General features: G+C 71.2%; 17 protein-coding genes. 11 read left to right on the top strand and 6 right to left on the bottom strand.

What is annotated here, in order from left to right:
• Nucleotides 1-43: 43 nt before the first annotated feature.
• The 5 genes from E1181_RS14780 (at nucleotide 44) to E1181_RS14760 (ending at nucleotide 5647) form a co-directional block, all read left to right on the top strand.
• Nucleotides 44-1261, top strand: a complete 1218-nt coding sequence (locus tag E1181_RS14780) for a cytochrome P450 family protein (protein ID WP_132675116.1) — start codon at nucleotides 44-46, stop codon at nucleotides 1259-1261.
• A 238-nt stretch (nucleotides 1262-1499) separates the two neighbouring features.
• On the top strand, nucleotides 1500-2747 hold the full coding sequence (locus tag E1181_RS14775) for a cytochrome P450 family protein (protein ID WP_132675114.1): 1248 nt from the start codon (nucleotides 1500-1502) through the stop codon (nucleotides 2745-2747).
• A gap of 41 nt (nucleotides 2748-2788) precedes the next feature.
• On the top strand, nucleotides 2789-3970 hold the full coding sequence (locus E1181_RS14770) for a sensor histidine kinase (protein WP_132675112.1): 1182 nt from the start codon (nucleotides 2789-2791) through the stop codon (nucleotides 3968-3970).
• The gene (locus E1181_RS14765) at nucleotides 3967-4611 is read left to right on the top strand and encodes a response regulator transcription factor (RefSeq protein ID WP_132675110.1); all 645 of its coding nucleotides are present in this window, start codon (nucleotides 3967-3969) and stop codon (nucleotides 4609-4611) included. The genes E1181_RS14770 and E1181_RS14765 overlap by 4 nt, the downstream gene beginning before the upstream one ends.
• A gap of 109 nt (nucleotides 4612-4720) precedes the next feature.
• Nucleotides 4721-5647 (top strand): hypothetical protein, encoded by a 927-nt coding sequence (locus E1181_RS14760; protein ID WP_132675108.1) that lies wholly within the window; start codon nucleotides 4721-4723, stop codon nucleotides 5645-5647.
• Between the two features lie 32 nt (nucleotides 5648-5679).
• Here E1181_RS14760 and E1181_RS14755 read toward each other — a convergent pair whose 3' ends face one another.
• Nucleotides 5680-7647, bottom strand: coding sequence for an arabinofuranosyltransferase (locus tag E1181_RS14755; protein WP_207922156.1), 1968 nt, complete (start codon nucleotides 7645-7647; stop codon nucleotides 5680-5682).
• Nucleotides 7648-7841: 194 nt separating this feature from the next.
• Here E1181_RS14755 and E1181_RS14750 point away from each other — a divergent pair, with 194 nt between their 5' ends.
• Nucleotides 7842-8453, top strand: coding sequence for a DUF2567 domain-containing protein (locus tag E1181_RS14750; protein ID WP_235876778.1), 612 nt, complete (start codon nucleotides 7842-7844; stop codon nucleotides 8451-8453).
• 61 nt (nucleotides 8454-8514) lie between these two features.
• Here E1181_RS14750 and E1181_RS14745 read toward each other — a convergent pair whose 3' ends face one another.
• From E1181_RS14745 to E1181_RS14735, 3 genes are read right to left on the bottom strand one after another with little or no spacing between them, the layout of a single operon-like run.
• Nucleotides 8515-9300, bottom strand: a complete 786-nt coding sequence (locus E1181_RS14745) for a hypothetical protein (RefSeq protein WP_132675102.1) — start codon at nucleotides 9298-9300, stop codon at nucleotides 8515-8517.
• A 40-nt stretch (nucleotides 9301-9340) separates the two neighbouring features.
• Nucleotides 9341-10018 carry an LON peptidase substrate-binding domain-containing protein gene (locus E1181_RS14740; protein ID WP_132675168.1) on the bottom strand — a complete coding sequence of 226 codons (678 nt, stop codon included), beginning with the start codon at nucleotides 10016-10018 and terminating at the stop codon, nucleotides 9341-9343.
• 60 nt (nucleotides 10019-10078) lie between these two features.
• Nucleotides 10079-10729 carry an NUDIX hydrolase gene (locus E1181_RS14735; protein WP_268952464.1) on the bottom strand — a complete coding sequence of 217 codons (651 nt, stop codon included), beginning with the start codon at nucleotides 10727-10729 and terminating at the stop codon, nucleotides 10079-10081.
• A 148-nt stretch (nucleotides 10730-10877) separates the two neighbouring features.
• Between E1181_RS14735 and nadA the strand changes: the two genes are divergently transcribed.
• From nadA to E1181_RS14715, 4 genes are all read left to right on the top strand, one after another.
• Nucleotides 10878-11891 (top strand): quinolinate synthase NadA, encoded by a 1014-nt coding sequence (gene nadA, locus E1181_RS14730; protein ID WP_132675100.1) that lies wholly within the window; start codon nucleotides 10878-10880, stop codon nucleotides 11889-11891.
• Nucleotides 11888-13486, top strand: coding sequence for an L-aspartate oxidase (locus E1181_RS14725; protein WP_132675098.1), 1599 nt, complete (start codon nucleotides 11888-11890; stop codon nucleotides 13484-13486). Before nadA ends, E1181_RS14725 begins: the two co-directional genes overlap by 4 nt.
• Entirely contained in the window at nucleotides 13483-14331 is an 849-nt protein-coding gene (gene nadC / locus E1181_RS14720; RefSeq protein ID WP_132675096.1) for a carboxylating nicotinate-nucleotide diphosphorylase, read from the top strand. The genes E1181_RS14725 and nadC overlap by 4 nt, the downstream gene beginning before the upstream one ends.
• Before the next feature lie 177 nt (nucleotides 14332-14508).
• The gene (locus E1181_RS14715; RefSeq protein ID WP_235876777.1) at nucleotides 14509-15429 is read left to right on the top strand and encodes a CPBP family intramembrane glutamic endopeptidase; all 921 of its coding nucleotides are present in this window, start codon (nucleotides 14509-14511) and stop codon (nucleotides 15427-15429) included.
• On the opposite strand, the gene E1181_RS14710 is transcribed toward E1181_RS14715, so the two are convergent.
• The gene (locus E1181_RS14710) at nucleotides 15393-16184 is read right to left on the bottom strand and encodes a carbon-nitrogen hydrolase family protein (protein ID WP_132675162.1); all 792 of its coding nucleotides are present in this window, start codon (nucleotides 16182-16184) and stop codon (nucleotides 15393-15395) included. The two genes, E1181_RS14715 and E1181_RS14710, sit on opposite strands and share 37 nt — an antisense overlap.
• A 146-nt stretch (nucleotides 16185-16330) precedes the next feature.
• On the opposite strand from E1181_RS14710, the gene E1181_RS14705 reads away from it, so the two are divergent.
• A complete protein-coding gene (locus E1181_RS14705; protein ID WP_132675094.1) occupies nucleotides 16331-16954 on the top strand; it encodes a GntR family transcriptional regulator in 624 nt (207 codons plus the stop codon).
• Here the strand turns inward: E1181_RS14705 and E1181_RS14700 are convergent.
• Complete coding sequence (locus tag E1181_RS14700; protein ID WP_132675092.1) at nucleotides 16920-18221, bottom strand: MFS transporter; 1302 nt, start codon at nucleotides 18219-18221, stop codon at nucleotides 16920-16922. The two genes, E1181_RS14705 and E1181_RS14700, sit on opposite strands and share 35 nt — an antisense overlap.
• Between the last annotated feature and the right edge of the window lie 67 nt (nucleotides 18222-18288).

Genomic DNA, 18288 nt, shown 5'->3' with positions numbered 1-18288 from the left:
ACTGGATTTTGAGGGTTCTCCCCGCCTACCCGAAGGAAGCTCCATGCCCACCACTGAGGCGCACCTCGACGCCGTGCCGTTCGACAGCGAATTCGTCTCGAACCTCTACGACCGCTACGGCGAGATCCGTTCCGCCACACCGGTTCAGCGCATGATCACCCCGCACGGCCTGCCGGTCTGGACGATCACGCGGCACGACGACGTCAAGGCGGCGCTGACGGATTCGCGGCTGGCGAAGGACTTCCGCCGCAGTCGCGAGGTGATCCTGGCCAAGGCCGGCGGAACCGGTCGGCCCTTCAACAGCGACGACCTCAGCGAGCAGATGCTCAACCTGGACCCGCCGGACCACACGCGGCTGCGGAAGCTGGTGGTCAAGGCGTTCACCGCCCGCCGGATCGAGTCGCTGCGGCCCCGCGTGGAGGAGATCACCGCCGAACTGCTGGACGCGATGGCCGGGGCAGGCGAGGTCGAACTGCTCGACGCCCTGGCGTTCCCCTTGCCGATCCGGGTGATCTGCGAGCTGTTGGGCGTCGACGAGAGCCGCCGCGACGACTTCCGGCAGTGGACCAACACCCTGCTGGACGCCTCCGACGACGAATCGCGCGCGCAGGCCGGTCAGGCGATGGCCGCCTACCTGGTCGAGCTCGTCGCCGCCAAGCGCCAGAGCCCGGCCGACGACCTGCTGACCGCGCTGATCGAGGTGTCCGAGGACGAGGACCGGCTCAGCGAGGGCGAGCTGATCTCGATGGTGTTCCTGCTGCTGGTGGCAGGGCACGAGACGACGGTGAACCTCATCGGCAACGGCGTGCTGGCGCTGCTGCGCAACCCCGAGCAGTGGGCGGCGCTGGTCGCCGACACGAGCCTGGTGACCGGGGCGGTGGAGGAGGTGCTGCGCTTCGACGGCCCGGTGATGCACGGGACCTTCCGGCACACCACCGAAGCCGTGGTCATCGGTGACGTGGAGATCCCGGCCGGCGAGATCGTGTGGGTGGGCCTGGCCTCGGCCAACCACGATCCGGAGAAGTTCCCGGAGCCCGAGCGGTTCGACATCGGCCGCGACCCGCACGGGCACCTGTCGTTCGGGCACGGCATCCACTTCTGCCTCGGTGCGCAGCTCGCCCGCATGGAGGCGCAGATCGCGCTGCGCCAGCTCGCCGAGCGCTTTCCCGGGCTGAGCGCGGCCGGGGAGCTCGACGACGTCGAATGGCGCTTCTCCACGCTGATCCACGGCCTGCAGCGGCTGCCGGTCCGGCTGGCGTAGGAGCTGTTCTTGGAATCGGCTTTCTCGGCGGTCCAGTAGCGGAACCTGACACGTCTTCTGGACCCCGTGCGCCGCTCCTGATGTCTTCCGCTTGCCCCGGGGTGGACATCGGCGTCGCGGCGTGCTCGCCAGAAGACGTGTCAGAACCCGCGGCGGTGCGCCTCGGTTCCGGCGTTTGCGCGGCGAGGGTCGGTGCGCGCGCGGTTTACTGGACTCACAACTCGTGGATGGGAGTTCCATGACGGCGCACACCGACCCGATTCCCTTCGACGCCGGGTTCGCGCAGGACCTGCACGCCCGCTACGCCCAGCTGCGGGCCGCCGGACCGGTGCACCGGCTGGTCAACGAGAGCGGTCTGCCGGTCTGGGTGGTGACCCGGTACGACGACGCTCGCGCGCTGCTGGCCGATCCTCGGCTGGGCAAGGACGCGCAGACCATCTTCCGGCTGGTCATGGACCGCTTCGCGCCCGGCGCCGAGCGGCCGGACCCGTCGGAGTCGGAGGACGGCAGGTTCGCCGGCGGCGGCTTCGACATGCACATGCTCAACATGGATCCGCCGGACCACTCGCGGCTGCGCAAGCTGGTGGTCAAGGCGTTCACCGCCCGCCGGATCGAGTCGCTGCGGCCGCGGATCGAGCGGATCAGCGAGGAACTGCTGACCGCGATGGCCGGTGAGTCCGAAGTGGACATCTTGGACGCGTTCGCGTTCCCGCTGCCGATCCGGGTGATCTGCGAGCTGTTGGGCGTCGACGAGAGCCGCCGCGACGACTTCCGGCGCTGGACCAACCAGCTGCTCGACGACCTCGACGCCGAGGCGTCCGTGCAGGCCGTCGGCGAGATGTCGAAGTACCTGACCGAACTGCTCGCCGCCAAGCGCGAGAACCCAGGCGACGACCTGCTCACGGCGCTGATCGAGGTGTCCGAGGACGAGGACCGGCTCAGCGAGTCCGAGCTGATCTCGATGGTGTTCCTGCTGCTGGTGGCAGGGCACGAGACGACGGTGAACCTGATCGGCAACGGCATCCTGGCGCTGCTGACCAACCCGGACCAGTTCGCCGCGCTGCGCGCGAACCCGGACCTGGTCGACGGCGCCGTGGAGGAGATGCTGCGCTTCGACGGCCCGCTCATGCACACCACGTTCCGCTTCACGACCGAGCCGATCACCATCGGCGGGACCGAGATCCCCGCGGGCGAGTTCGTCTGGGCGGGACTGGCCGCCGCCAACCGCGACCCGGAGCGCTTCCCGGACGCCGACTCGTTCGACATCTCCCGGGACACCCAGGGCCACCTGGCCTTCGGGCACGGCATCCACTTCTGCCTCGGCGCCCCGCTGGCCCGGATGGAGGCGCAGATCGCGCTGCGCGGTCTGGTCGCGCACTTCCCGGACCTGACGCTGGCCACCTCGGCGGAGGAGCTCGGCCGCCGGAACTCCAGCCTCATCCACGGGCTCCGCGCGCTCCCGGTCCGCCCGGCTTCTCATCCGTGAGGAGGAGGTGGGGCTCGTCCCCACGCGCCTACGGTGGGCCGATGCTCACCTCGTGGCGGCCTGACCAGCGGCTGGCGCTCGACGGCGTCGCTGCCGCGCTCGTGCTCGTCCTCGCCGCGGGCGCGTCGCTGAGCGCGCTGCGGGGTGCGGCGCCGTGGCTGTGGATCGCCTCGGTGATCGCGCTGATCGGTCTCGCGGTGTGCGTGGCTCTGCGCAGGATCCGGCCGTTCGCGACGTTGCCGGTGGCCAGCGCCTGCATGCTCGCGCTGGTCGCCCTGCCGGACCTGCCCGGTGGCGTTCCGCCCGTGCTGCTGCCGTTCACCGCCCTCTACCCCGTGCTGCTGTACTCGGTGATCGCCTACACCGACCATCAGGTGCTTCCGGTGGCCTGCGGGCTGATCGGATCGGCGCTGGTGGTGGCCCGGATGGTGGTGAGCTTCCCCGGCGCCGGGGAGCCGCCGGTCGTGCTCGGGGCCGTCGCGGTCGCCTCGGTGCTCTCGGCGTGGGCGCTCGGGCGGTACCGGCGGATCCGGGTGTCCTACGTGCGCGCGCTGGAGGAGAACGCCGAGCGCGCCGAGCAGCTGCGGCAGGAGCAGGTGCGCGCCGCGATCGCGGCGGAGCGGCGGTTGATCGCGCGCGAGATCCACGACGTGGCGGCGCACTCGCTCGCGGTGGTGCTCACCCAGGCCGACACCGCGCGCGTGCTGTTCGACCGCGATCCCGAACGCGCGCGGGAGATGCTCTCGACCGCGCTGTCGGTGGGCCGCGACGCGATGCAGGAGATGCGCGGGATGCTCGGAGTCCTGCGTTCGGGTGACGACCCGGTGAGTGGGGACCAGGACCGCGATCTCGACTCGCTGATCGGTTCCTTCCGCCAGGCCGGGGCGGACGTGGAGCTGCGCAGCTCCGGGACCAGGCACGATCTCGGAACCGCTGAGCGGCACGCGGTGTACCGGGTGGTCCAGGAATCGGTCACCAACGCGCTCAAGCACGTCGGACCGGAGGTGAGGTGCCGGATCTTCCAGGTCTGGGAACCGCAGCGGCTTACCGTGATCGTGACGGACGACGGCCCCGGGACCGCCGACGACCTCACCGCGCGCGGTGGGTACGGCCTGGTCGGGATGGCCGAGCGGATGCGGCAGATCGGAGGGCGATTCGTGGTGCGCAGCGAGCCCGGTGCGGGCACGACGGTGCGGGCTGAGTTCGAGTTGGGGGAGCGGTGACCGCGATCCGCGTGGTCGTCGCCGACGACCAGGAGCTGATCCGCTCCGCGCTCGGGATCGTGCTCGGCCTGCACGAGGACGTCGAGGTCGTGGCCGAGGTGGATTCGGGTGCGGCTGCGGTGGAGGCCTGCCGCAGGCACCGTGTCGACGTGGTGCTGATGGACGTCCGGATGCCCGGGATGGACGGCATCGCCGCGACCGAGCTGATCACCGCCGAGCACCCGGAGACGCGGGTGCTGATCCTGACCACCTTCGACCTGGACGAGAACCTCTTCGCCGCGCTGCGTGCCGGGGCAGGCGGTTTCCTCACCAAGGACACGCCGGGGGAGGAGGTCGCGGCTGCCGTGCGGGAGGTCCACAAGGGACACTCGATCGTCTCGCCGCGCGCCACCCGCACCCTGCTGGAGGTGGCGAGGCGGGCGGCGCCGCGCGGTCCCGATCCGCGCTGGGACTCGCTGACCGGCCGGGAGCGGGACGTGCTCGCGGCCCTGGCGCGCGGGTCGTCCAACGCCGAGATCGGCGCCGAGCTGCACCTGGCGGAGACGACGGTGAAGACCCACGTCGCGGCGATCCTGCGCAAGCTGGACGTCCGCGACCGGCTGCACGCGGTCATCTGGGCCTACGACAACGGCGTCGTCTGAGGATTCCTCGGATCGTCCGCGAGGTCTCCGAAATCTCCTCCTCGAGGAGGAGAAGGTCTCTCCGTCGCGGTGGAGGTCGCGCGCCGCCGGAATCACGACCATTACCGGTATGACTGAACAACGGAAGTTCGCACGAGGTTTCGTCCTCGTCGGTGGTGCTCTGCTGGTGCTGGTCGCGTCGGTGTGCGCGGTCACCGGCGCGGTCAGCCCGATGGCTGACCCGGCCGACTTCTTCGATTCCGCCTTGACCCTGCTGCCGCAGCCGGCCGCGAACCTGGTGGTCGCGGTGATCGGTGCGGTGACCGGGGCGGCGGCGCTGGTGTCCTCGGGCCGTGCTGCCGTCCCGCTCCGGACGGCCGCGATCGTCGGCCTGCTGGTGCTGCTCGGCCCCGGTGTGCTGGCGGCTGTCGGGTACTTACCGTTCCTGCTCATCTCGGCGCTGGCGGGAGATCCTGATCCCCTGCGGAAGTACCTGTCGGTGGCGCTGGTGCTCCAGCTGGTCGTCGTGGCGCTGGTCGTGACGATGCTGTGGACGTGGATCGAGCAGGCGGTGCGCGGTGGTGGAGCGGTGTCGCCGGGCCGAGGACGGCTGTGGACGTGGATCGCCATCGGCGTGCCGCTGGCGTACGCCGCGAGCCGGGTGCTGATGGCGATCGGGTTCCCCGGACTCTCGATGGAGAACTCCAGCGCCGCAGGCGGTCTCGGGCTCGCGGTGGCCGCTGCGGGCGGTGCCGTCCTGACCTGGGGGCTGATCCGCCCGTGGGGCGAGCGCTTCCCGCGCTGGATGGTCGGGCTGGCGGGAAGGCCGGTGCCGGTGCGGATGGCGGTGCTGCCCGCGCTGTTCGTCGCCGTGCTGGTGATGGCGGGCAGCCGGCTGCTGGTGCTGCAGGTGCTCGCCGACAACCCCGGGATCCCGAACCACCCGCTGGTCTGGCTGCCGATCGTGCTCTGGCCGCTGTGGTCGGTCGCGCTCGCCGCCGCGGCGATGCACTACCGATTCCGCCGGGCGCGGTCCGCGGTGGAGGTCGTCCGATGAACGCCCTCGCAAGGCCGTGCCCGGCAGCCGGATCAGCGGGTCGCGATGATCGTGTACGGGCCGACGTCGCGCTTGACGAAGGCCGGGGAGTCGAAGAGCGCGCGGTCGAAGTAGACGTGGTAGTCGCGCACGTTCGGGTTCTGCGGGAACGCGTCGCCCTTGAGCTGCAGGCCGAGGTCGCCCTCGTGCTCCGGCGGGGGCTCCACCTCGGAGTAGCGGCTCTGCGGGTTGTCGAGGATGAACACGTTGGGGCTCTTGAACTTCGAGCCGCGCACCATCCGCAGCAGCTCCTCGCTGCTGGTGGCCTTGCTCCAGCGCTCGACCTCGGCCGCCCGGGCGTCGTAGTCGGCCAGCGGGTTGGCGTAGTGCGGCGTCTCCTGCTGGAAACCCCAGTACGGCTGGAAGGACATGAGCTTGTAGTCGGTGCTCAGCAGCACGTTCTGGTCGGGCTCGCGCCCGGTGAGCGCGGCGACCGCGCGGATCTCGTCGTCGAACCAGGAACCGCGCTGCCCGGGGTCCTTGTTGCCCTTGGCGTTGTCGCCGGTCGGGTAGTAGTCGGTGTAGGCCTGCTCGGTGTAGCCGAGGAGCTTGCCGCTGAGCGCCTCCTGGGTGACGCTCACCGCGCCGATCAGGCCGAGCGCGCAGGCGACGAGGCTGATCTGCACCGCGTACCGCGGGTCGATCCTGCGCCGCAGGTAGCCGATGAGCTCCAGCAGGCCGAGCACGCCGGCGACCGCGAGCGTCAGGTCCAGGACGACGTTGAGCCGGAACGCCAGCAACGTCGTCTTGGCCAGCAGGGCGAGCGTGGACAGCGCGAACCAGCCGTAGATCGCCAGCACGATCGCCAGCATCGACGCGGCGATCTCGCTGTGGCGGCAGCGCAACAACAACCACACGAAGCCCGCCAGGCACAGCCCGCCGAACGCGGTCGCCTCGGTCATCGGCACGGGCAGGAACGCGCCGTCCTCGGGCAGGTAGTGCTGCGCGGCGCTGCGCGGGTTGTTGAGCAGGAAGCCGGTGGACAGCAGGTAGGGCAGCCACACGAGCAGCGCGATCACGAGGCTGACGACGCCGATCGGCAGCAGCCGCAGGAACAGCTGCTTGACCACCGGTCCCACGCCCTCGCCCTGGCGGACCCGGTGCACGCCGGTGATCAGCGCCATCAGCATGATCATCGCAACCGCGAAGCCGAAGTGCAGCGTGTAGGTGATCGCGGCGAAACCGACGTAGCCGCCGATGCAGATCAGCGTCCAGCGCGGTCCCTCGGTCATCCGCAGCGAGCGCCAGGCCAGCACCGCCACCGGCAGCAGCCACGCGGCCGACGGCCAGGCGTAGGGCTCCACGACGCCGTGCAGCATGCCCGACAGCGCGGTCACGACGGCGGCCAGCAGCGCGAGCCGACGACGCAGCACCACGCTCCAGAGCGTGAACGCCACGACGGCGGTCACCGCGACCCAGCACAGCGCGTAGAGCTTGTAGGCCGCCCAGCCCTCCCAGCCCAGGAGGTTGGCGAAGCGCCCGCCGAGCCAGAACCAGCCGCTCGGGTAGTAGGGCGCGGTCTCCGCGTAGTTCATGTCGGCCAGGCCCAGCGTCGAGGCCATGCGCGTCATCAGCTGCATGCGGAAGCCGTTGTCGGTCGACGATCCGCCGTAGTAGAAGCGCGTGGACTGCAGCGGGATGGCCAGCGACAAGGTGCTGAAGGCGCTCAGCGCGACCCAGGTCGCGGCGAGCTTGCCCCAGCGGCCGATGCGCGTGGCGCGGTACCCGAACGCCAGCAGCGCGAACAGGGCTGCCAGGACGAGACCGCTGCTGAGCATCGTCAGCGCCTCGGGCGCGTAGCTGGGTTCGCTGATGCTCAGCCGCGCGGCGGCGAACTGCAGCACCAAGCTCACCACTGCGGCGACCGCGGAACCGGCGACCAGTTCGGCTACCGTGTTGCGCAGCGGGAGCCGGACGGCCGAGTTCTGCCGCGGCTCGTCGATCGGGCTCGGTCCGGTCAACTGGGGAGACGGCAGGATTCCCACCACTTCACTAGTCCTTCGGCGTAGCCGACATGAGGGCTCGCGCAGAATAGTTGATGTGCGCCCCGCTCCCGCCCATCGGGTGACCGGGCGGGGTGCGAGGAAACGCTATGGTGACCGGAAAATTTCGCAAGCCGGGCCGGTGGCGGCGAACGCGAGGAGGAGGTCGGCGGGTGTCCGACAGCCCAGTGGACGATCCGGGCACGACGCGTGCTCTCCCGGAGCGGGTCGAGCCCGCGGAGGCCGCGCTGCTCTCGGTCCTGACCCCACCTCGTCCGAAGGTGGTGGTCAAGGCCGACCTGCTGCCGGCGATCAGCGCGATCTCGCTGATCGCGTTGCTGGGGTTGCCGATGGGCTGGTCGTGGTCGCGGCTGGCACCTCCGCAGGAGAGCGTGCTGGGGCGTGGCGGCACCGTGAGCCCGCTGCTGGTGGAGAGCTACCACGAGTTCGACGGCATCGCGATCTTCACGCTGCTGGCCTTCGCCGCCGGTCTGCTCACCGCCGCGGTGCTGTGGCGGATCCGCGGCAGGCGCGGCCCGGTGCTGCTCATCGGCGGGGTGCTGGGCTCGCTGGTGGCGTCCTGGCTGGGGATCCAGATGGGCGGCTCGCTCGCGGCCGGGCTCTACCCGATGCCGTCGAACCCGCAGCTCGGCGACCTGATCACGGTCGCCCCGGAGATCACCACGATGTGGGTGCTGGTCGCCATGCCGCTGGCGCTCTCCCTCGGATACGGCATCGCGACGTCCTGGAACGGCTTCGACGACCTGGGCCGACGTCTGCGGTAAGGCGGTCCTGGTCCGGACTGGCAGAAGCGGACGGTTCGGACGAGAACCGCCCTATCGCCCGTCACCTCGGACGCAACGAGCCGCCGATCGCGTTCAGCGTCTCGGGGGTGACCGCGCTCGGGACGCCCTGGTCGGCCGCGGCGATGAAGACCACCGAGCTCTTGCCGTCGTTGTTGGTGGCCACGGTCGTGACCGCGACCGAGCGGGCGTCGCAGCCCGCCGGGGCGGGCAGGGTGACCCGGGCGTTGATGCGCGTGGCGGGCAGCCCGCCGCCGAGCCGCAGCTGCTCGGGCGGTGACTGCTCGACGAGCGGGGCGACGCCGTCGCGGGTGAAGGCGTGGCCGACGAAGGTGCCGATGGTCTCGCCGGCGACGGCGGTGTTGTCCGGCCCGAGCCGGGCGCTGGCGCCGGCCATCGCGCGGAAGCTGTTGTCGTCCCCCGGGCAGAAACCCAGTTGCCGGTGCGCCACCCCGGTGAGCGTGACCGCGTCCTCCGGCGGTCCGACGGCGTGCACGTTCTCCGGGTTCGGGTCGACCTCCCAGTCCTGCGGCACGTCGTAGACGGCTTGGCGCTTGGGCACGGCGACCACGTGCCACCCGGCCACGACGGGCTCCGCCGAGGTCGTGGGCAGCGGGGCCGGGCCGGGCGGCTGCGATTCCGCCTGCTGGCTCCGCAGGCCGAACACCAGCACCGCCGCCATCGCACCGATCAGCACGACGGCACCGGCCGAGAGGGCGAAGATCAGCCACCCGCGCTTCTTCCTGCGAGGCGGCTGCTGCGGCTGCTGGAAGGCGTCGAAGCCCCGGTACTGCCGTTGCGGCTCCCAGGGGCCACCAGGTGAGGACATGCGCCGATCCTAGATCGGGCAGACCCCCTACCGACCCCTGCTAGTTCAGGCTGGGGTGTTGCGCGAAGTCGGCCAGCGGCGCAGGAACCGCGCGCAGCTCGCGCAGGAACTCGGCCTCCCGCAGCAGCAGCTTGCGCACGTTGCGCAGCCGGATCAGCGGGTCGGTCTCCTCCAGCAGCGCCTGGCGGTCCTCGGTGGTGAGCACGCAGTCGTCGGCCAGCAGGTACGACAGGTCGGCGGATTCGGAGTCCTCGCCGGGAACGTCGCGGGGTCCGCTGCGCATGCCCGAGGCGTGGTAGCGCTGGTGGGCGTCGCGCGCCCCCGCGGTGAGCCGTTCGCGGCGACCCGGATTGTCGGGCTCCGGTTCGGTGTCGGGCAGCCACTGCACGCGTGCCAGCAGGTAGGGCGCGGACTCGCGGTCGATCTGCAGCAGCCGGAAGCGCCGCTCGCCGAAGGCGGTGACGTCGTAGCGCCCGCCGGGCAGCTGCCGGGCCTCGTCGAGCACCGCCGTGCAGCCGACGTCGTACAGCGAGTCGACGTTGTCCTCGCCGACCTCCCATCCCTGCCGGATGGTGACCACGCCGAACCGGCGGTCGGGCACGGCTTCGTTGAGCAGGTCCTGCACGAGGTCGCGGTAGCGCGGCTCGAAGATGTTCAACGGAAGGTGCCCGCCCGGGAGCAGCACGGACCCCAGGGGGAACAGCGGCAACGTGTCCAACACGCCTCCCAAACTACTTCGATCGACGCAACGAGGCTGCTCCAAGTGAAACAGGCGATGTCAGGCCGGGGGACGGAAAACCGCGAACGGGTCGGTCACCTGCAGGTCTCGTGAGGTGAAGCGGAACAGCGCGGGCGGTCTGCCGCCGGAGCGCCCGGCGGGCACGGTGCGGCCGGTGGGCTCCAGGACGCCTCGCCGGGACAGCACGCGCTGCAGGTTCGTCGCGGCGACCTGGTAGCCGAGCGCGCCCGAGTAGATCCCGCGCAGTTCGGACACGGTGAACTCGGCCGGGGCCAGCGCGAACCCGATGTTGGTGTAGGAGAGCTTGGCGCGCAGCCGGTCTCGCGCGGCGAGCACGATCTCCTCGTGGTCGAAGGCCGTCGCGGGCAGGTCGTCGACGGGGAACCAGCGGGTGTCGGTGGGCACTTCGGGGTCGACGTCGGCGGGCACCAGGCACAGGAACGCGGTGGCGATCACCCGCCGGTCCGGCACCCGGCCGGGGGCGCTGAACACCGAGAGCTGCTCGACGTGGGAGAGCTTGTGCACGTCGACCTTCTCGGCGAGCTGCCGCCGGATCGACGCCTCGACGTCCTCGTCGGCGGCCAGCCAGCCCCGGGGGAGCGACCAGCGGTGCAGCGCGGGCTCTTTGGCGCGCTGCCACAGCATCACCTGGAGTCGTTCGTCGCGGATCTGCAGGACCCCGGCGAGCACTTCGTGACCTGCGTCTCTGCCGTCCGCCGTTGGCGCGGTGTTACTATGTGGCACGTTTTCGATTGTAAGGCGAAAACCTCGGGACCTTGATCCGGGGTGAGTTGCGGGGTCTCCGGCGCGTCTCGGAGCCCCCGGCGAGGAGGACGAGATGGCGACTGCGACGTGGCAGCGGACCGATGCCGGCTACACCGGTGTCGAAGCCGATGCCGCCTGGGCCGAGGAGGTCCGGCGGTTGGCCGAGGAGCGCGACGCCGTGCTGCTGGCGCACAACTACCAGCTGCCCGAGATCCAGGACGTCGCCCACCACACCGGTGACTCGCTGGCGCTGAGCCGCATCGCGGCCAACAGCGACGCGAGCACGATCGTCTTCTGCGGCGTGCACTTCATGGCCGAGACCGCCAAGATCCTCGGCCCGGAGAAGACGGTGCTGATCCCCGACGAGCGGGCGGGCTGCTCCCTGGCCGACTCGATCACCGCAGAGCAGCTGCGCGAGTGGAAGGCCGAGCACCCGGGCGCGGTCGTCGTCTCCTACGTCAACACCACCGCGGAGGTGAAGGCCGAGACCGACATCTGCTGCACCTCCTCCAACGCGGTCGACGTGGTGCGCTCGATCCCGGAGGACCGCGAGGTGCTGTTCTGCCCGGACCAGTTCCTGGGCGCGCACGTCAAGCGCGAGACCGGCCGGGAGAACCTGCACATCTGGGCCGGCGAGTGCCACGTGCACGCCGGGATCAACGGGCCGGAGCTCGCCGAGCGCGCCGCCGCGTCGCCGGAGGCGGACCTGTTCATCCACCCCGAGTGCGGCTGCGCGACCTCCGCGCTCTACCTCGCGGGCGAGGGCACGGTGGAGCCGGAGCGGGTGAAGATCCTGTCCACCGGCGACATGCTCACCGCGGCGAGGGACACCGGCGCGCGCTCGGTGCTGGTGGCCACCGAGGTCGGCATGCTGCACCAGCTGCGGAAGGCCGCTCCGGAGATCGACTTCCGCGCGGTCAACGACCGGGCCTCGTGCCGCTACATGAAGATGATCACCCCGGCGGCGCTGCTGCGCTGCCTGCGCGAAGGCGCCGACGAGGTGCACGTGCCCACCGACGTCGCCGACCGCGCTCGGGCGTCCGTGGAGCGGATGATCGCCATCGGCAAGCCCGGCGGTGGCGAGTGACCTGGGAAGCCGGTGCTGACCTGCTGGTCGTCGGCACCGGTGTGGCCGGGCTGACCGCCGCGCTGCGCGCCCGCGAAGCCGGTCTGCGCGTACTGGTGCTGAGCAAGGACTCGGTCGCGGCCGGCAACACCGGTTGGGCGCAGGGCGGCATCGCCGTGGTGCGGCCGGACGAGCTGGACCCGGGCGACAGCCTGCACAAGCACGTCGAGGACACGCTGACCGCGGGCGTCGGGCTGTGCTCGCCGCAGGCGGTGCGCGACATCCTCGCCGACGGCGCGCAGGCCATCGGCCGGTTGCGCGCGGCGGGGGCGGAGTTCGACGCCGTCGACGGCGCGCTGGCCCGCACCCGCGAGGGCGGGCACCAGGCGTTCCGCGTCATCCACGCAGGTGGGGACGCCACCGGTGCCGAGGTGCAGCGGGCGCTGGTGTCGGCCGTGCGCGGTGGCGGGATCCCGGTGCTGGAGCAGCACTGCGTGGTCGAGCTGCTGCGCGGCGAGGGAGGCGCGATCGCCGGGGCGCTGGCGATGGACTCCGAGAGCCGTCCCGGTGTGCTGCACGCGCCCGCGGTGCTGCTGGCCACCGGCGGTCTCGGTCAGCTCTACGCCGCGACGACCAACCCCGACGTGTCCACTGCGGACGGTGTGGCGCTGGCGCTGCGCGCCGGGGCGGGAGTGGCGGACCTGGAGTTCGTGCAGTTCCACCCGACCGTGCTCTACGCCGAGGGCGAGGCGCGCGGGCGTCGTCCGCTGGTCACCGAGGCGGTGCGCGGCGAAGGCGCGGTGCTGCTGGACGTGCGCGGCGACCGGGTGATGGACGGGGTGCACCCGCTGGGCGACCTGGCGCCGCGCGACGTGGTGTCGGCGGCGATCACCCGCCGCGCGGCGGAGACCGGTGCCGGGCACGTCTTCCTGGACGCCACCGGGATCCCCGGTTTCGCCGAGCGGTTCCCGACCGTGCACGCCTCGTGCCGGGAGGCGGGGATCGATCCGACGGCCGAGCCGATCCCGGTGGCCAGCGCGGCGCACTACTCGTGCGGCGGCGCGGTGTCCGATGTGGATGGTCGTACCGCGGTGACCGGCCTGTACGTGGCGGGCGAGGTGGCCTGCACGGGCCTGCACGGCGCGAACCGGCTGGCCTCCAACAGCCTGCTGGAAGGGCTGGTCGTGGGCGGGCGAGCGGCCTCGGCCGTGGCCAAGGACCTCGGGTGCGGCCTGCTGTCGCGCACGCCGGTGGGCGAGGTCGAGCCGCCCGCGTTCGCTGTCGTCGAGCGAGACCTGCTGCAGCGCACGATGAGCACGCACGCGGGCATCGGCCGCAGCGAGGACGGGATGGCCGAGGCGTGCTCGGTGCTGGACCGCGCCTCCGTCGTCCGTCCGCTGCGGACGCGTCAGGCTGTCGAGGACGCGTCGCTGACGCTGACCGCGCAGGCCCTGCTGGCGGCGGCCAGGCTCCGCGCGGAATCGCGCGGTTGCCACCGCCGCACCGACTTCCCGGACACCGACGACCTGCGCTGGCGGCGCAGCACGGTGCTCCGGCTCGACGCCTCGGGGTGGTTGATCCACGCCGAGACCGGAATTGCGAGGACAGCGGCATGACTTTCGACTTCGACGGCGCCCGCGAGATCGTCCGCACGGCCCTGGCCGAGGACCTGCGCTACGGGCCGGACGCCACCACCGAGGCCACCGTCGGGGAGGACGCGGTCGCCGAGGCGGGCTTCAACACCCGCAAAGCCGGTGTGCTGGCGGGACTTCCGGTGACGCGCCTGGTGCTCGACGAGGTGCTGGGCGCCGACGCCTACCAGGTGCTCGACGAACGCGCCGACGGTGATCGGCTCGCTCCCGGTGACTGCGCGCTGCGGGTGAAGGCGCCGGTCCGGGGCCTGCTCACCGCCGAGCGCACCGCGCTCAACCTGCTGACCCACCTCTCCGGCATCGCCACCGCGACCTCGGCGTGGGTGGACGCCGTGGCAGGCACCGGATGCAAGATCCGGGACAGCCGCAAGACCCTCCCGGGCCTGCGCGACCTGCAGAAGTACGCGGTCCGCTGCGGTGGTGGCGTCAACCACCGCATGGGCCTGGGTGACGCGATCCTGATCAAGGACAACCACGTCGTGGCCGCCGGTTCCCCGGCGGCCGCCGTCCGGGCCTGCCGCGCCCACGCCCCGGACCTCCCGATGGAGGTCGAGGTCGGCGACCTCGCCGAGCTCGAAGAGGTCCTGGCCGAGAACGTCTCCCTGGTCCTGCTGGACAACTTCACCCCGGACCAGTGCGCCGAAGCGGTGTCGCGCACCCGGGCGCTCTCGCCGGGCACGGAGCTGGAGGCCTCCGGCGGTCTGACCCTCGACGTGGCAGCGGCCTACGCCGGAACCGGCGTGCACTACCTCGCGGTGGGAGCCCTGACCCACTCCTCCCCGTCCCTGGACCTCGGCCTGGACATGTGACCCGGACCAACATCACCCTCCCAGGCGCTCAAGTTCACCCGGCTGCGCAACGCTTTTCGAATTTCGCGCGAAATTCGAGCCCGAACTTCGGCGTTCGAATTTCGCGCGAAATTCGAATCCCCCTGGTCAGGAGGTGTACGGCGGTGGGGGTGTTGGTGTTGCGGCATGATCGGGTGCGTGGAACGGGAGATGGGCGTGGATTCGGCTTTGTTGGGCGGTGCCTCGGCGGCGCGGCGGCCCACCGGTCCGGTGCTGGGCCTGCTGGTGGTGATCGTGTGCCTGCTGGTCGGGCCCGCGGTGGTGACGCTGGCGCTGCTGCCGGTGTTCGGGGTTTCCGCGCTGGCCCTGGTGGGCGGGCCGATGGGGATCGGGACTCAGCTGGTGCTGCTGTTCAGCTTCCTCGGGGCCAGCGGTTTGCTCGCGCTCTGGGTGGTGGTCAAGGAGCGGCGTCCGCTGGCGAGCCTCGGGTTCTTCCCGGCTTCCCGGATCGGCGCGCACCTGGCGTTCGGCGCCGGTGCGGCGGTCGTGCTGCTGGCGGTGCCCGTGGTGGTGAACCTGGTCGGCGGGCAGTACCTGGTCGGGCCGGTGCGGTTCGCGCAGGTCGGGGCGGTGCTGCTGGCGCTGGTGGGGTTCGCCGTCCAGGCGTGCACGGAGGAGGTCGTCAGCCGCGGATACCTGCTGCAGACCGCCTACCGGAAGTGGGGGCTCACGGCGGCGATCATCTTCCAGGCGCTGGTCTTCGCGCTGCTGCACGGGGCCAACTTCGACGTCGGCGTGCTGCCGCTGGTCAACGTCCTGCTGATCGGCCTGACGCTGGGGTTGTGGGCCGTGGCCGAGGGATCGCTGTGGGGCGTGTGCGCCTTCCACGTCGTGTGGAACTGGTGCCAGGGCAACGTGGCCGGGATCCAGGTGTCCGGGATGGACATCCAGGCCACGCTGCTGAGCCTCGACCCCGAGCCGGGAACCGCGGAACTGCTCACCGGCGGCGGCTTCGGCGTCGAGGGCAGCATCATCACCACGGCCGTCCTGCTCGTCTCGACGGCGCTGGCGTTCCGCGCCGTTCAGAAGCGCCGGTTGGTGAGCACCGGGACGGCCTGACGGGCTCCTTCGACCGCGTCCGGGTCGACGTCGACGACCTCGACACCGGGTTCGGCGCCGAGCTGCGCGTGGACCAGGCCGAGGGGAGTGGCGACGAGGCTGTGGCCTATGCCGGTGGGGGCCTTGCCGGAGGGTTCGCGGCCGATGCTGCGCGGGTCTCCCTGGCCGCAGGCCACGATCCACGAGGTCGAGTCGAGCGCGCGGGCGCGCACCAGCAGCTCCCACTGCTCGCGCTTGCCCTCGCCGGAACCCCACGACGCCGGGGTGACGATCACCGACGCGCCCTCGTCGGCGAGCTTCTGGAACAGCCCGGGGAACCGCACGTCGTAGCAGGTGGTGAAGCCGATGCCGACGCCGTCGAGGGTGACCACGACCGTCTCCGCGCCGGGGGCGACGGTGTTGGACTCGGCGAAGCCGAACGCGTCGAACAGGTGGATCTTGTCGTAGGAGGCCTCCACGCCGCGACCGGTGATCAGCAGCGTGTTGGTGACCCGCCCGTCGTCGGCGGGGGTGAACATGCCCGCGACCACGGCGATGCCGGCTTCGCGAGCGAGGCGGCGGACCTCGGTGGCCCACGGGCCGTCCAGCGGCTCGGCCAGCGGTGCCAGCTTCACGCCGAAGCAGGCCATCGTCGCCTCGGGGAACACCGCGAGGTCGGCGCCTTCCTCGGCGGCCCGGCGGATCCCGTCGGCGACCAGTTCCAGGTTGGCCTTCGGGTCGGGGCCCGACACGATCTGGCACAACGCGATTCGCATAGCCACAACCAATCCTTCGACGAGTTCTGCTTCGAAGCGACGAAGTCGCTCAGGTTCCCCACCCGCACCGCTGGGCAAGCCGAGTGGTGCCGGTCCGAGGCCGTTACGATGCTTGTATACCGATGATATGCAAGCAAGGGGTCAAAGTGCCGTCCGGACGTGAACTCGCTTACGCCCACCTCAAGGACACCGTCCTGAGCGACCCCAGCATGCAGGGTCAGTTCGTCAACGAACAGGCCCTGGCCGACGAGATCGGCGTGTCGCGCACGCCCATCCGCGAGGCCTTGCTGCTGCTCGCCGCCGAGGAACTGGTCCAGCTGGTGCCCAAGCGCGGCGCCTACATCGCCCCGATCGGCGGCCGGGAGATCGGGGAGCTGTTCGAGATCCGCACGATGATCGAGTGCTACGCCGCCCGCCGCGCCGTCGAGCTCGACGCGGTGCCGCTGGCCGAGATGCGCGGGCAGCTCGACGAGCAGCGCGAGCTCGGTGAGGACCAGGCCCGCGAGTTCATCGACCACGATCACCGGTTCCACTCGGCGCTGGTGGCCGCCGTGGGCAACGAGATGCTGTCCAAGACCTACGACGGGCTGCGCGCCCGGCAGATCCGGGCCGGTGTCGAGGCGCTGTTCCGGTCCGACGGGCGGCGCAAGTCCGTGCTGTCCGAGCACGAGGCGATCTGCTCGGCGCTCGCCGCGGGCGACCCGGAGGCCGCGACCGCGGCGATCACCGAACACCTCAGCGCGACCCGGCGGGTGTTGCAGTCCGGCTGAGCCACAGGCCGATCAGCGTCACCACGCAGGTCGCCGCCAGGTAGCAGGCGGGGGCGACCCAGGTGTCGAAGTAGGCGTACAGCGAGGTGAACAGCAGCGGGGCCAGGGCTCCGCCGATGATCCCGGCGAGCGTGTAGGCCAGCGAGGCGCCGGTGGCGCGCAGCGCCGGGCTGAACTGCTCGGCGATGAACGCGGCCTGCGGCCCGTACATCAGCGCGTGCCAGATCAGGCCGACGATGACGCCGAAGATCAGCAGCCCCGCGGATCCGCCTCCGACCAGCGGGAAGAACACGAACGGCCACATTAGGCCGCCGACGGCGCCGACCGCGTAGACGCGGCGGCGGCCGAAGCGGTCCGACAGCGCCCCGGCCAGCGGCATCAGGAACAGCTGGAGCGAGGAGCCGAGCATGACGCCGGTGACCGCCCAGCTCTTGGGCATGTCCAGCTGCTGGGTGGCGTAGGTGAGCACGAAGACGGTGAACAGCGCGTAGAGCACGTCCGGGCCGACGCGGGAGAGGATCCCGGCGATCAGCGCGCGCGGTTCCTGCGTGAGGACCTCGCGCACCGGGGCGCCCGCCTGCTCGCCCTTCTGCTGGATCTCCTGGAAGACCGGGGTCTCCTCCAGCTTCACGCGGATCCACAGGCCGAAGATCACCAGCACGGCCGAGAGCAGGAACGCGACCCGCCAGCCCCAGGACATGAACTGCTCCGAGGTCAGCCCGGCGGCCAGACCCGCGAGGACGCCGTTGGCCAGCAGGTTTCCGGCCGGCGGTCCGATCTGGGCGGCGGAGGCCCAGAACCCGCGGTGCTCGTCGCTGCCGTACTCGCTGGAGAGCAGGACGGCGCCGCCCCACTCGCCTCCGATGCCCACGCCCTGGGCGAATCGCAGCACCACCAGCAGCACCGCGCCGAGCGCGCCGACCTGGTCGTGGGTGGGCAGCAGTCCGATGAGGACGGTGGAGATGCCGGTGATCAGCAGCGTGATCACCAGGACCTGCTTGCGGCCGAGCACGTCGCCGAGGCGGCCGAAGACGAATCCACCCAGCGGGCGCGAGACGTAGCCGACGGCGTAGGTGGAGAACGCCAGCAGCGTCCCTGACAGCGGGTCGTGGCTGGGGAAGAACAGCTGGCCGAACACCAGCGCCGAGGCGACCGAGTAGGCGGCGAAGTCGTACCACTCCAGGGAGGTGCCGCTCAGGCTCGCCACGAATGCCTTGATCAGGTCCTTGCGCGCCGGTCTTGCGGCGGTCGCGGACGCGTTCGTCATGGGCTCCCTCGATTTCCAGGTGGGCCGGCACAGTGTGATACGAACTGTATACAAGAGGTATGCCAAA

It is taken from the genome of Saccharopolyspora terrae (genome assembly GCF_004348435.1).
GTDB classification, from domain to species: domain Bacteria; phylum Actinomycetota; class Actinomycetes; order Mycobacteriales; family Pseudonocardiaceae; genus Saccharopolyspora; species Saccharopolyspora endophytica.
Note: the sequence above shows the minus strand (reverse complement) of the source record. Positions and strands in the feature narration are given on the sequence as shown.